This window comes from Bacillota bacterium (genome assembly GCA_036504675.1).
GTDB lineage: Bacteria > Bacillota > Sulfobacillia > JAJYWN01 > JAJZPE01 > DASXUT01.
Map to the genome: position 1 here is coordinate 1 of DASXUT010000072.1, position 12,435 is coordinate 12,435.

13 protein-coding genes are annotated in these 12,435 nt (G+C 65.3%); 4 read left to right on the forward strand and 9 right to left on the reverse strand.

All coding sequences use genetic code 11. The features are described 5' to 3' along the window. A partial coding sequence (locus VGL40_05540) for a cache domain-containing protein (GenBank protein HEY3314732.1) occupies nucleotides 1-1,200 on the reverse strand: 1,200 nt, incomplete at its 3' end. Between the two features lie 361 nt (nucleotides 1,201-1,561). On the opposite strand from VGL40_05540, the gene ada reads away from it, so the two are divergent. Together ada and VGL40_05550 are read left to right on the forward strand one after the other, a co-directional pair. Then, complete coding sequence (ada, locus tag VGL40_05545; protein ID HEY3314733.1) at nucleotides 1,562-2,614, forward strand: bifunctional DNA-binding transcriptional regulator/O6-methylguanine-DNA methyltransferase Ada; 1,053 nt, start codon at nucleotides 1,562-1,564, stop codon at nucleotides 2,612-2,614. After that, nucleotides 2,611-3,498: a DMT family transporter gene (locus tag VGL40_05550; protein ID HEY3314734.1), complete on the forward strand. Its 888-nt coding sequence runs from the start codon at nucleotides 2,611-2,613 to the stop codon at nucleotides 3,496-3,498. Before ada ends, VGL40_05550 begins: the two co-directional genes overlap by 4 nt. A gap of 145 nt (nucleotides 3,499-3,643) precedes the next feature. Here VGL40_05550 and VGL40_05555 read toward each other — a convergent pair whose 3' ends face one another. The 3 genes from VGL40_05555 to VGL40_05565 form a co-directional block, all read right to left on the reverse strand. Next, a complete protein-coding gene (locus tag VGL40_05555) occupies nucleotides 3,644-4,783 on the reverse strand; it encodes an acyl-CoA dehydrogenase (protein ID HEY3314735.1) in 1,140 nt (379 codons plus the stop codon). A gap of 137 nt (nucleotides 4,784-4,920) precedes the next feature. Beyond that, nucleotides 4,921-5,331, reverse strand: a complete 411-nt coding sequence (locus VGL40_05560) for a cobalamin B12-binding domain-containing protein (GenBank protein HEY3314736.1) — start codon at nucleotides 5,329-5,331, stop codon at nucleotides 4,921-4,923. Between the two features lie 12 nt (nucleotides 5,332-5,343). Next, the gene (locus VGL40_05565) at nucleotides 5,344-7,122 is read right to left on the reverse strand and encodes a methylmalonyl-CoA mutase family protein (GenBank protein HEY3314737.1); all 1,779 of its coding nucleotides are present in this window, start codon (nucleotides 7,120-7,122) and stop codon (nucleotides 5,344-5,346) included. A gap of 340 nt (nucleotides 7,123-7,462) precedes the next feature. On the opposite strand from VGL40_05565, the gene VGL40_05570 reads away from it, so the two are divergent. Together VGL40_05570 and VGL40_05575 are read left to right on the forward strand one after the other, a co-directional pair. Next, a complete protein-coding gene (locus VGL40_05570; protein ID HEY3314738.1) occupies nucleotides 7,463-7,744 on the forward strand; it encodes a hypothetical protein in 282 nt (93 codons plus the stop codon). Nucleotides 7,745-8,327: 583 nt separating this feature from the next. Next, the gene (locus tag VGL40_05575; GenBank protein ID HEY3314739.1) at nucleotides 8,328-8,648 is read left to right on the forward strand and encodes a hypothetical protein; all 321 of its coding nucleotides are present in this window, start codon (nucleotides 8,328-8,330) and stop codon (nucleotides 8,646-8,648) included. A 98-nt stretch (nucleotides 8,649-8,746) separates the two neighbouring features. On the opposite strand, the gene VGL40_05580 is transcribed toward VGL40_05575, so the two are convergent. The 5 genes from VGL40_05580 to VGL40_05600 form a co-directional block, all read right to left on the reverse strand. Beyond that, a complete protein-coding gene (locus tag VGL40_05580) occupies nucleotides 8,747-9,262 on the reverse strand; it encodes a hypothetical protein (GenBank protein HEY3314740.1) in 516 nt (171 codons plus the stop codon). Between the two features lie 52 nt (nucleotides 9,263-9,314). After that, nucleotides 9,315-10,256: an RluA family pseudouridine synthase gene (locus tag VGL40_05585; protein HEY3314741.1), complete on the reverse strand. Its 942-nt coding sequence runs from the start codon at nucleotides 10,254-10,256 to the stop codon at nucleotides 9,315-9,317. An 82-nt stretch (nucleotides 10,257-10,338) separates the two neighbouring features. Beyond that, complete coding sequence (locus VGL40_05590) at nucleotides 10,339-10,983, reverse strand: HAD family hydrolase (GenBank protein HEY3314742.1); 645 nt, start codon at nucleotides 10,981-10,983, stop codon at nucleotides 10,339-10,341. Nucleotides 10,984-11,018: 35 nt separating this feature from the next. Beyond that, entirely contained in the window at nucleotides 11,019-11,981 is a 963-nt protein-coding gene (gene meaB, locus VGL40_05595) for a methylmalonyl Co-A mutase-associated GTPase MeaB (GenBank protein HEY3314743.1), read from the reverse strand. Between the two features lie 158 nt (nucleotides 11,982-12,139). Beyond that, nucleotides 12,140-12,435, reverse strand: a 296-nt coding sequence (locus VGL40_05600; protein HEY3314744.1) for a redox-sensing transcriptional repressor Rex, incomplete at its 5' end; no start/stop codon positions are given.

The window sequence follows — 12,435 nt, forward strand, 5'->3', positions numbered from 1 at the left end:
GACTTCATCCCGACCACCGATCTTGAGTTCTTCAATGGTCAGGTCACCGTCGGCGATCCGCTCGGCCGCCTTCTTGACCCGGCCGACCTGGACGGCGACGGATCGGCTGACCAGGAAGGACATCAGGGCGGCGATCAGGAACCCGACGATGGCCACCGGGACGAGGATCCCGATGAACTGACCCCGCAAGGCCGTGAAGGTGGCCTCCGAGATGCCGACATACGGCCCGGCGACAACCTTGCCCGTGTGGTCCTTCAAGGGGACGTAGACCGTCTTCTGCCACTCGCCGGCGACGACCGCCCGGCCTCGGTACTCCTCGCCCTTGCGCAGATTGGTCATCACCGGGATCGAGTAGACTGTTCCGATGGCCCGGTTCTCTGTGGCCTTGCCGTCGGCGTCTTTGAGTCGGACGTTGGTGGTCACGCGGATGCCGTCCATGGCGACGGTCGCCGTGACCTCTCCGTTGGTGCGGTCGCGGACCTCATCGACGATGGAGTAATTCTGGTTGAGGACCTCGGCGGCGATGACCGCCCCGGCCACGGCACCGGTCGGCCCCTTGACCGGGGCCACCGCGACCAAGACCAAGGCGCCGGTGACTTCCTTCTCCTTGCGCTCCTCAGCCCCGGCGGTCGCCTTCACCGGGATGACCACGAGCTTGCGAAGGTCCGGACCCTCCGCCGCCCAGTCGGCTTCCGGAAGGACCGCCGCCGCCGCGGCCACGGCGCCCTTGCTCAGGACGTCAGCCACCAGCCCGTTGGCCGCAAAGGCCTGGCCGACCTGGTCGCTGTTGGCCCGAGCGACCACTCTTCCCTGGGCGTCGACGACGGTCAGGATCTGGAGGTTGGCCGCCCCCGCCTTGAACCTGGCGACCTGATCCCTGGTGACCTTACCCCGACCGGCCAGGGCCCCCTTGACCTGGTCGCTCTCGGCTACCGCCGAGGCCTGGTCGCGAACCCTGGCCAGGTGCTGGTCGATGAGCGACCGCTCCAGGTTGATGGCCAGGTCCAACTGCTTCTTGGCGTTGGTCTCGACGTCGCCGTTCATGCTGTAGAGGGTTATCCCCGAAAGCAGGCCGACCGCCAGGAGGACCCCCCCGACGGCCACTCCGAAGACTTTGGCCATGATCCCGAAGCGGAACCTGAGGCCGCGGAGCCGTTTGGCCGCCGGTCCCGTCCCCGATCCCACGCTGCCCGACTTCACTGCAAGGACGCCCCCCTTGGCTGTGGCCTTACGCCCGAGAGCCTATAGTAAATCTGTGAACCGTTTCACCAACATTAATCGCCAGATTTCGACAAGCGGTTTAATGGGTGGACTCCGGTTTCCGACCATCCTTGGCCGGGTGCAGGCACCATCTGTCATTCAATGGGTCTTTTGGGGCCATGGCTCGCCATTGACCAATGCGCCGCGATGAGAGATAGTTGTCACATAATAAAGTCAGAACTCTTTCGACATCCCGTGACCGGCCAAGATCCAGGCCCCTGGACCGCCTCACCGGTCTTAGCAGGGGTTTGAGCGCAAGAAACGGATAGCGCTTTGGCCCGACCTCTGCTATTCTAGGAGCATGGGAAAACGCGAACCCACCTTCCTCGACGACGAGGCCCGGTGGCGGGCCGTCCTTGAACGGGATGGCTCGGCCGACGGCCTCTTCTACTACGCGGTCCGGACGAGCGGCGTGTATTGCCGCCCGACCTGCCCGTCTCGGCGGCCCGGTCGGTCGTCGGTGGTCTTCTTCGAAACCGCCGAGGCGGCCGAGGCGGCCGGTTTTCGCCCCTGCCGGCGGTGCCGGCCGGATGAGGTCAGTTCGATCCAGCGGGTGGTGGCCGAGGTTCGGCGGATGATCGAGGCCGCCAATGCCCCTCTAACCCTGGCACAGTTTGGCCGGGCCGTCAATCTCAGCCCCTATCACCTGCAGCGGGTGTTCAAACGGGCGACCGGGCTGACCCCGAGGCAATACTCGACGGCCCTGCGGGGCCGGCGGCTCAAGGATGGACTGAAGCACGGCTCCAGCGTGAGCGAGGCGATGTACGACGCCGGTTACGGGTCGGCCCGGGCCCTCTATGACCAGGCCCATCACCTCCTGGGGATGACCCCCGGCCGGTACCGGGGCGGTGGTCTTGGCGAGACGATCAGGTATGCCTTCGAGGAGACAGACCTCGGGACGATGATCGTCGCCGCCACGGAAAAAGGCGTCTGCGCCCTCCGTTTCGGCCATCGGAAGCTGCTTCTGGGGGAGATGCGGGCGGAGTTTCCCCGGGCCCGGCTCATCGCCGACCCCCTGGCGGTCGCTCCGTATGTGGAGGCGGCGGCGGCCCACCTGTCCGGCCGGCGTTCCGACCTCGACCTTCCTTTGGACATCGTGGCCACCGCCTTCCAGCAACGGGTGTGGGCGACGGTGAGAGCCATCCCCTATGGCCAGACCCGCTCGTACCGGGAGGTGGCTGAGGCCATCGGCCGACCCGGGGCGGCCCGGGCGGTGGCCACGGCCTGCGCGGCCAACCCGGTCGGCCTTCTCGTCCCGTGCCATCGGGTGGTCCGAGCCGACGGCGGGCTCAGCGGCTATCGATGGGGCATCGACCGCAAGCGGGCCCTGCTCGATCTGGAGGGATCATCTTGACGACCAAGGACTCCGCCGCCCTCGTTCTCCTCTCATCTTTGTGGGGCGGCTCTTTCATCTTCATGCGCATCGCCGCGCCGGCCTTTGGGCCGGTCGTCCTGATCGAGTTGAGGGTGGCCATCGCCGCCTTGTTCCTTCTCGGTTACACGGCGCTCATTCGCAAGCTTCCCGATTTCCGCGCCAACTGGCGCCATTACCTGGTTATCGGGGCCGCCAATGGGGCCCTCCCGTTCACCCTCATCGCCACCGCCGAGCTCCTTCTCCCGGCGTCCCTGGCGTCGATCCTCAACGCCACGACGCCGCTCTTCACCGCCCTCTTCGCCGCCCTCTGGATGGGCGAGGTCTTCACCGCCCGCAAGGTCGGTGGGTTGGCCCTCGGGTTCGTCGGCGTAGTCGCCCTGATCGGCCTGGGACCCGTGCCGGTGACCCCGGCGGTCATCGGCTCGGTGGGGCTCTCCCTGGCGGCCACCGTCTCCTACGGCGTGGCCGCGGTCTACACCAAGATGAAGGTCCCGGCGGGGCAATCCCAAGCCCTGGCCGCAGGCACCCAGCTCTTCGCCGCCCTGATCCTGCTCCCGCTGGTGCCCTTCACCCTCCCCCATCAGACCCCGCCGGCCCTTGCCGCCTGGTGCGCGCTGGGCCTTGCCCTGCTGTCGACGGCCCTGGCCTTCTTGCTTTTCTTCTACCTGCTCGAGCAAGTCGGCCCGGTCAGGGCGACCATGGTCGCCTACCTGGTCCCCGCCTTCGGAGCTCTGTGGGGTTTCCTCTTCCTCCGCGAATCGCTGGGAGTCGGCTCGTTGCTCGGTTTCGGATTGATCCTGGCCAGCGTGGCCATGGTCACGGCGGCTCCGGCCGGAAGGGTACAGGAAAGGCCGGCCCACTGAGGGGCCGGCCTTTCCTGCGAAATGACGCAGGGTCAGGTTCAAGCCCCCATTCAGCTATTCCCGAAAAAGCGAGGGCCGTCGCAACAGGCGACGGTCCTCGCGGTTTCATCGGTTGTAAGCGGTCCTCAGTCCCAGGTCCCCAGTCCTACCGCAGCAGGCTCGAGGCGATGACCAGCTTCATGATCTCCGAAGTGCCCTCGTAGATCTGGGTGATCTTGGCGTCGCGCATGAAACGCTCGACCTTGTTCTCGCGCATGTAGCCATTACCGCCGTGGACCTGGATGGCCTCGATGGTCTGCCGCATGGCCACGTCGGAGGCGAAGAGCTTGGCCATGGCGATCTCCTTGGAGCAGCGGACGCCCTTGTCGCGCAACCACGCGGCGCGATAGACCATCAGCCGGGCGGCGTCGATCTCGGTGGCCATCTCGGCCAGCTTCCATTGGATCGCCTGGAGCTCAGCGATGGGCTTGCCGAACTGGATGCGCTGCTTCGAGTAGGCCAGGGCGGCGTCGAGGCCGGCCTGAGCCAAACCGAGGGCCTGCGCGCCGATACCGACGCGGCCGGTATCAAGAGTGGCCATGGCGATCTTGAAGCCGTCCCCTTCGTTGCCCAGACGGTTCTCCACCGCCACCTCGACGTCCTCCATGATGACGTCGGCGGTGCAGGAGGCCTTGATCCCCATCTTGTCTTCGGGCTGCCCGAAGGACAGGCCCTTCTGGCCCTTCTCGACGAGGAAGGCGGTGATCCCCTTATTTCCCTTGGACTTGTCGGTCATCGCGAAGACGATGTACAGGCTGGACTTGGAAGAGTTGGTGATGAAACACTTGAGACCGTTGAGGACGTAATGGTCCCCCTGGAGGACGGCCACCGTCTGTTGGGCGGCCGAATCGGAGCCCGCGTTCGGCTCGGTCAGGCAGAACGAGCCCATCCATTCCCCGGTGGTCAGCTTGGGGAGGTACTTCTTCTTCTGCTCAGGGGTGCCGAAGCGCTCGATGGTCTCGGCATGAAGCGAGTTGTGGACCTCGAGGATGACCGCGGTGGATGCGCAGACGCGGGAGATCTCCTCAAGGACGAGGGTGTGGTCGAGGAGCGAGGCTCCGCTCCCGCCGTATTCCGGGGAAATGGTCATTCCGACGAATCCTTGCTTGGCCATCTTGTGCCAGTTGTCCCAGGGGAATTCGTGGGTCTTGTCGATCTCCGAGGCGATTGGGGCCACTTCCCGCTCGGCGAACTCGCGGGCGGTTCGGCGGATCATTTCTTGTTCTTCCGTCAAGGTGAAATCCACTCTTGCCCTTCCTCCTTACGCAGTTAACTTACCAACGCCGGCACCCCGCCTGGTGACCGCAGGTTTTTGTTGGTTTGGCGGGACACCGGCCTTCGTGCCGATTTCCCCGTCCGGGTCCAAGGCACGGACCCCGACGGCTAGAGCCGTCTCACTTTGGTCCGGGTGAAGGTGATGATGTCGTCGGTCCTCGTCCCCGGCCCGAAGCAACCGGCCACGCCGGCCGCCGTGAGTCCGGGCACGTCCTCCTCGGGGATGATCCCCCCGACAAGGACGAGGACGTCGTCCATCCCCCTCCGCCGGAGAAGGTCGACGACCTTGGGAACGAGGGTGTTATGGGCCCCCGAAAGGATCGATAGGGCGACCACGTCGACGTCCTCCTGGAGGGCCGCTTCGACGATCTGCTCCGGGGTCTGATGCAGGCCGGTGTAGATGACCTCCATCCCGGCGTCGCGGTAAGCCCGGGCGACGACCTTGGCCCCCCGGTCGTGGCCGTCCAGACCCGGCTTGCCGACCAGGACCCTGACCTTGCGCTCCTGCGGCTCCCACATAGCCCGCACCTCCTAGTAGATCGCGGGTTCGCGGTAGACTCCGAAGACCTCGCGCATCACGTCGCAGATCTCGCCCAGCGTGGCATAGGCCTTGACGGCCCGCAGAAGGTGCGGCATGACGTTGTCCGTGCCCTCGCCCGCCCGTTTCAGGACGGCCAGCGAAGCGGCCCACTCGGCCTGGTCGCGGGTGGCCCGGACGCGCCGCGTCCGCTCGATCTGCCGCCGCTGAACTTCGGGTTCGATCTTCAGGATGGGGATGGTCAGGGGCTCGCCGGAGATGAACTTGTTGACCCCGACGATGGTCTGCTCGCCGGACTGCACCTGCCGCTGGTAGCGGTAGGCGGCGTCGGCGATCTCCCGCTGGAAGAAGCCCTTCTCGATGGCCGGGATGACCCCGCCGAGGGCCTCGATCTGGTCGAAGTAGTCCCGGGCCCCCCGTTCCATCTCGTCGGTCAGGGCCTCGACGAAGTAGGAACCGGCCAGGGGGTCGATGGTGTTGGCCACGCCGCTCTCCTCGGCCAGGATCTGCTGGGTGCGGAGGGCGATTGTCGCCGCCTTCTGACTTGGCAGGGCCAAGGCCTCGTCCATCGAGTTGGTGTGCAGGGATTGGGTCCCGCCGAGGATGGCCGCCAGGGCCTGGACCGTCGTCCGAGCGATGTTGTTCTCGGGTTGCTGCGAGGTGAGCGAGCAGCCGGCGGTCTGGGTGTGGAAGCGGAGCATCCACGACCGGGGGTCTTTGGCGCCGAACTGGTCACGCATGACCCGGGCCCAGATCCGGCGGGCGGCCCGGTACTTGGCGACCTCCTCGAAGAGGTCGTTATGGGCGTTGAAGAAGAACGACAGGCGCGGGGCGAACTCATCGACATCCAGCCCGGCCGCGATGCCCGCCCGGATGTATTCCATCCCGTCGGCCAGGGTGAAGGCCAGTTCCTGGACGGCCGTGGAGCCGGCCTCGCGGATATGGTAGCCGCTGATGCTGATGGTGTTCCAGCGGGGCACGTGCTTGGCCGCGTAGGCGAAGATGTCGGTGATCAGCCGCATCGACGGCCGGGGCGGGAAGATGTACGACTTCTGGGCGATGTATTCCTTCAGGATGTCGTTCTGGATCGTCCCCGAGACCTGGTCCGGCCGCACGCCCTGCTTCTCGGCGACGGCGATGTACATGCAGAGGAGGATCGACGCGGGGGCGTTGGTGGTCATCGAGGTGGAGACCTTGTCGAGGGGGATGCCGTCGAAAAGGACCTCCATGTCGGCCAGGGAGTCGATGGCCACGCCCAGCTTGCCGACTTCCCCGTCGGACCGCGGGTGGTCCGAATCGTAACCCATGATCGTCGGCATGTGGAAGGCCACCGAGAGGCCCGTCTGGCCGTTCGCCAAGAGGTATTTGTAGCGGGCGTTGGTGTCCTCGGCCGAGCCGAATCCGGAGAACTGGCGCATCGTCCAGAGTCGACCACGGTACATCGACTCGTGGATGCCCCGGGTGAAGGGGAACTCGCCCGGAGTGCCGAGATCCCGGGCATAGTCCAGGTCGGCCACGTCGGCCGGCGTGTAAAGGGCCTTGATCGGCCGGTCGGAGACGGTGACGAAGCGCTCGCGGCGCTCTTTGCCGGACGTCGGCCTGTCAGCGAGCTGAATGGCCGCCGGGTCGAAGCTGGGAGCGACGGCCCGGCCGGCGGCTTGGGCCCGTTCGCTCGGCGCGCAGTTGGCCGGGGCGTCCTTGCTCGGACCGCAGTTGCCCGGCCCGCGGGTGGGCGACGGTTCGGGACGGCATTTGGCGGACTCGTCGTTCATTCGGCCGACCCTCCCAATGGCGGGATGTCGGCGAGGCCGGTCTGGCGACGACGCTGCCGCGATGATTGATCCGATGATGAGCGCGGAGTGAAGTGGGTCCGGACAAAGTAATAACCGGGCATGCCCTCGCCTGGTGTTCCTTATGACTATTCGAGAAGTCGGGTGCTATTCCTGCACAGTCGACTCTAGCTGGGGTTTACTTCATTGGCAGCCGGCAAACAAGGGAATAGTCTTTTCAAAAGGCCCTCTGTGCCAGGTTGAGAATTCGGGACAATTGACCAGATTTGTGGTATCATATGTGGTGCGCAGAGAATAATGTATATCAAGGCAGGTAATCGGCTTGACCCGAAGGGAAAAGCTTCTAGCGCGTCTGAGGAGCCCCGGCAAGGTCAACGTCAGATTTGATGAGATCCTAAGTCTCGCGAAGCACTATGGATTCGAAGTCACCTCCGGTGGTGCCGACTACATTCTCAGACACGACGACCTTGAACTTCTGGTATTCATAGGCAAGCCCCATGGAGGCAGAGATTTTGTAAGGCCCCATGATATTGATCGCCTAGTGGATGCATTGGAGGAACTTGGGATAATCAGGGAGCCCTCCAAGACGGAGATGTCTGGATAAAAGGAGCGAGGCAAGTGGACGACCTGAGACAAGACCGCTACACCATAGTCCTGCGGCAAGAGGAATCCAAGGGTGAATGGGCTTGGGTGGCTAGAGTCCCCGAGCTTCCCGGTTGTGCGGCAACCGAGGATAGCCCAGAGAGTGCTTTGGCTCATATACGGGAATCGATAAGGTCACACCTGGCAGTCAAGAAAGAAGCAGGACAGAAAGTCCCTGAACCAGCGGCGCCAGCTAGTGGTCGTTTCACGATTCGTGTACCCAGATGGGTCCATTCTGAGCTGAAGACTCACGCTGACGCTGAAGGAGTGAGCTTGAATCAGCTGGTGAGTTCCATTCTCAGTTTCTGGGTGGGTAAGGAGAACCCTGGGACTAAGAGTCGGGAAGAAGCGAGCAGCATGTATGCTTATTACCTGCACCTGCCGTCTCCACAAAAACTCCAGTCGAATAGCCTTGCCTTTCGAACTCCGTACGTCACGAACCGGTTTGGTGAATTGGAGCAAGTTGAGACGGCGAGTCTGACTGGAAACAGGAGATTTCAGATTGGCGGGCTAGCGGAAAAGAAAAGCGTGTTGGAGGTGTAGCTATGGAAGACAAAGGTTCAGTCACAATCTCGGTAAGGCAGGCTGAACAGACTCCAACCTACTACGTACACGGCGCCTGGGGGGGAATAGGCCCGCGCGGGGAGATTGTGGCATACCTATATCAGGATGTGCAGCCGTTCCCTACTCAGTTCAACCTTGAAGTTGACAAGACAACTGGCCTGGTCTTGAAAGATGAGGGCAGCAATCCTTCTCCCTTGGAACGCGTTGTTGTGGCAAAGCTCCTTATTCCCGGACAGGTTGCAGAAGGTCTGGCCGAATGGCTCAAAGACAAAGTTGCGGCGCTTTCGTCTATCAAGAAATAAGGAAGTTAGGAAGAACAGTACATTGGAGTGAACAAACCCGCCACGATTGAGGCGGGTTTTGTCATGTCAGGTGCTCCAGCCAAAGTAATCCTATGTCTTCAGTTGTTGCTCCCGTGACTGCCGCCGTGCCCCCGGTGGTCGTGCTGGTGCTGGTAGTAGACGGCGACGATGAGGGCCACCGCCGGCAGGACGGGAACTTCGGCGATGATCCCCTGGACGTCATGGCCGATCACCGGCCCGCCCAGGCGGCCGGTCAGCCTCAGCTCCCGGCGGTCGTACTCGACGTCGACGTCGAAGCCGAAGACCTCGCCGCCGACCCGGCCGCTGATCCGGTCGACCCCCGCGCCCGCGCTAAGCTGCAGGACGATATCGTTGCCCTCGAATTCCCCGCCCAGTCGCCCCGAGAAGCTCGAACCGGCGACCTCGCCGTGGATGTCCTTGCCCTCGAAGACTCCGCCGAAGCGGCCGTCAAGCCGGCCGCCCTCGAGGGTGAAGTCGATATCCTTACCGACGATCGCCCCGCCGAAACGACCGTAAATCCGGGTCCCGTCAAAGCTGCAGTTGATATCGTAGCCCTCGAAGTTCCCGCCGATGCGGCCGCTGATGCTACCCAAGTCGCTCTCCCCCATCCTGTCTGTCATCTATCGACTGTCTTGTGTGGCTGGTTCAGGTCGCCCCGCGCAGGGCCCCGATCAGCCGAGCCAGGTCCGGTGGCACGGGCGCGCCAAGGCGCATCGGCCGGTCCGAGAAGGGGTGCCTGAACTCGATGGCCGAGGCGTGGAGGGCCTGGCGCCCGATGGCGGCGTCCCCTTCATCGGCCGGGCCGTAGAGGCGGTCACCGATGATCGGATGACCGGACGCCGAGAGTTGCGCCCTCAGTTGATGGGTCCGCCCGGTCCTCGGCTCGAGGAGGAGGACCGTCGCTCCGCCGGTGATGGCCCCGCCCGAGAGGCGTTCGAGGACCCGGAAACGGGTCTGGGCCCGAAGGCCCTTCCCATCCACCGGCTCCTCGTCGACGGCGACCATCCTCCCGGGGGCCCGCGCCAGCCAGCCGGCCAGCGTCCCCTGGTCGTCGGCCATCGAGCCCCGGACCACGGCGAGATACTCCTTGCTCACTTCGGAGCGGCGGAACTGGAGGGCCAACCGGTGCTGGACGTGGGCGCTCTTGGCAAAGACGATGACGCCCGAGGTGTCCCGGTCAAGGCGGTGGACCGGGCGCGGCTTCGGGCTCAGCCCCTGAAGGCTGAGGTGGTGGGCGACGACCTGGGCCAGGGTCCCACCCTCCTGACCATGGACCGGGTGGACCAGGACCCCGGCCGGCTTGTCGACGACGACGATCGCCTCGTCCTCGAAGATGACTGTCAGTGGGCCCTCTTCGGGGGTGATGTTCGGCGAGGGCAGGTCCGGCAGGACCAGGGCCAGTTCATCGCCGGCTCGCAGGTGGTCGCGGACTTTCGCCGGTTCACCGTTGACCAGGATCTCCCCGCGGGACTTCAGGCGGCGGAGCATCCTCCGCGACACCCCCAGGTGGGCCCGAAGGAAGGCGGCCACGCTGGCCCCCTCGCCGGCCGGCGGGACGACGCCTCGATACCACTCGCCCTCGGTCATCCCCGCCCGCCCGTTGGCCCCTCGGCTACCTCGAGCATGCCCCGATGGTCGGTGGGCGAGGATGGCCTGATGACCACGGGCATTAGCCGGCCTCCTCCTCGGCCGGAGCCGGCACGAGGACCAGGATGTCGAGGGGCGAGCGCAGAACGTGGTCGGCCGCGATGCTGTCGGTGAAGACCGGCCCCCAGCCGACCAGACCGAAACGGGAGCCGGCCGCCTTGGCGCAGGCCGCGTCGTATTCGGTGTCCCCCACGTAGAGGGTCCGGCCGGGGTCGGCCCCGACCACGGTCATCGCTTTGACCAACGGGTCGGGGTGCGGTTTCGTCCTCGCCGCATCCTCGGCGCAGACGATGCAGTTGAAGTAGCCGCCAAGCCCCAGGGGGACGAAATCGTGGAGCAACTCGTCATGGTTCTTCGAGGTGACCACGCCCAACCTGACGCCGCGTCGTTGGAGCCGGACCAGAGTCTCTGGGATCCCCGGGAAGACCTGTGAATCCTGGTTGAACTGTCGGAAGAGCGTCTCCCAGGCGACCAGGGCCCTCTGGATGTCCGGGAAACCCAGCCGTCGCAAGGTCTCAACGCTCGCCATTCCTTGGGCGAAGCGGAGTTCCTCCTCGCTCGGAACCGCCCGCCCATACTGGATCAGCAATTGGCGGAGGGAGCCGGTCACCGCCCGGGTTGAATCGAGGATCGTTCCGTCGACGTCGAAGATGACCGTATCGTACAAGCGTCCGTCCTCCCGCCTGATGCCCGATGAATCGGTCATGGCCGGTTGGCGGCGGAGCCGCACTCGGCCAGGATCGTGTCGGCCGCCGTGTACGGGTCCAGCTCCCGGGCCGCGACCTTGGCGATGAGACTCGGCAGCAGTCCGCCGGCCGCCGCGCCGAGGATCCTCGCCCCGGCCCTGGCCGTGACGATGTCCCTGATCTCGGACTCGCTGGTGGCCTGGGTCTTCTCGGCCAGGCGGCCGCTGGCCTTGAGGAAGGCAAGGTGGGCGTCGACCTGGCCGGCCAATTCGGCGAGGCCGGTTCCGTCCCTGGCGACGGTCTTCAGGATCGGCGGGCGCCAGGCCGTCTCCTCGGGGTTCAGGCTGAGCATCACTTCGAGTTCGCCGGCGGCCCGCTCGGCCCCGTCCTGGTCGGCCTTGTTGACCACGAAGACGTCGCCGATCTCGAGGATGCCGGCCTTGATCGCCTGGATGTCGTCACCGAGCCCGGGGACGATGACGACGATGGTCGTCTGGGCCAGCCGGACGATGTCCACCTCGGCCTGGCCGGCGCCGACCGTCTCGACGATGACGACGGCCTTGCCGAAGGCGTCCATCAGGCGGATGACGTCGGCGGTCGCCCGGGACAGCCCGCCCAGGTGCCCGCGGGTGGCCAGGCTGCGGATGAAGACCCCTTCGTCGAGGCCGACGTCCTGCATTCGGATGCGGTCGCCGAGGATGGCCCCGCCCGTGAAGGGGCTGGTCGGGTCAACGGCGATGATCCCCACCGTCCGTCCGGTCCGGCGGAACTCGCGGGTCAGGGCGTCGACGAGGGTACTCTTGCCGACGCCGGGGGCGCCGGTGATCCCGATGACGTGGGCCCGCCCGGTATGGGGGAAGACCTCCCTCATGACCCCGGTCGCCTCAGGCCCGCGGTTTTCCACCGCCGTGATCAGCCGGGCCAGCGCCCGGCGATTGCCCTCGAGCAACGACGGAACATATGAACGGGCTGTCTCCAAGCAGCTTCACCCCGCCCTGGGTTGGTACGTCGCGAGGGTCCGCCGGGGGCGTGGACCCGCGCCAGACAAGCAAAAGCCCCCCTAGAGCATAGCATAGGGGGCTTCTGGTGGCAACCATCGGACCGTTCGGGCGCGGGTGCGTCGCCGGGGGCCGTGTCTCAGCGGTCCAGGTAATAGGCCAACTGCTGCAACTCGAGACTGACGTCGGAGTGCTGCAGCCGGACGTTGGTCGGGACGAACAGCTTGACCGGGGCGAAGTTCAGGATGGCCCTGATCCCGGCCGCGGTCAGCTTGTCGGTGACGGTCTGGCCCGCCTCCGCCGGCACGGTCACGATGGCCATCTCGATGCCCAGTTCCCTGACCCGCTGGGGGATCTCGTCGAGGGGGAAGATCTCGACCACCTTGTCGATCTTCCGGCCGACCTTCGCCGGGTCGTTGTCGAAGCAGGCGACCA

Coding starts and splice junctions, on each gene's coding strand:
- VGL40_05560 (HEY3314736.1), bottom strand. CDS start 5,331: ATGTGGGAGCCGCAGGAGCGCAAGGTCAGGGTCCTGGTCGGCAAGCCG.
- VGL40_05565 (HEY3314737.1), bottom strand. CDS start 7,122: ATGAACGACGAGTCCGCCAAATGCCGTCCCGAACCGTCGCCCACCCGC.
- ada (HEY3314733.1), top strand. CDS start 1,562: ATGGGAAAACGCGAACCCACCTTCCTCGACGACGAGGCCCGGTGGCGG.
- VGL40_05585 (HEY3314741.1), bottom strand. CDS start 10,256: ATGACCGAGGGCGAGTGGTATCGAGGCGTCGTCCCGCCGGCCGGCGAG.
- VGL40_05575 (HEY3314739.1), top strand. CDS start 8,328: ATGGAAGACAAAGGTTCAGTCACAATCTCGGTAAGGCAGGCTGAACAG.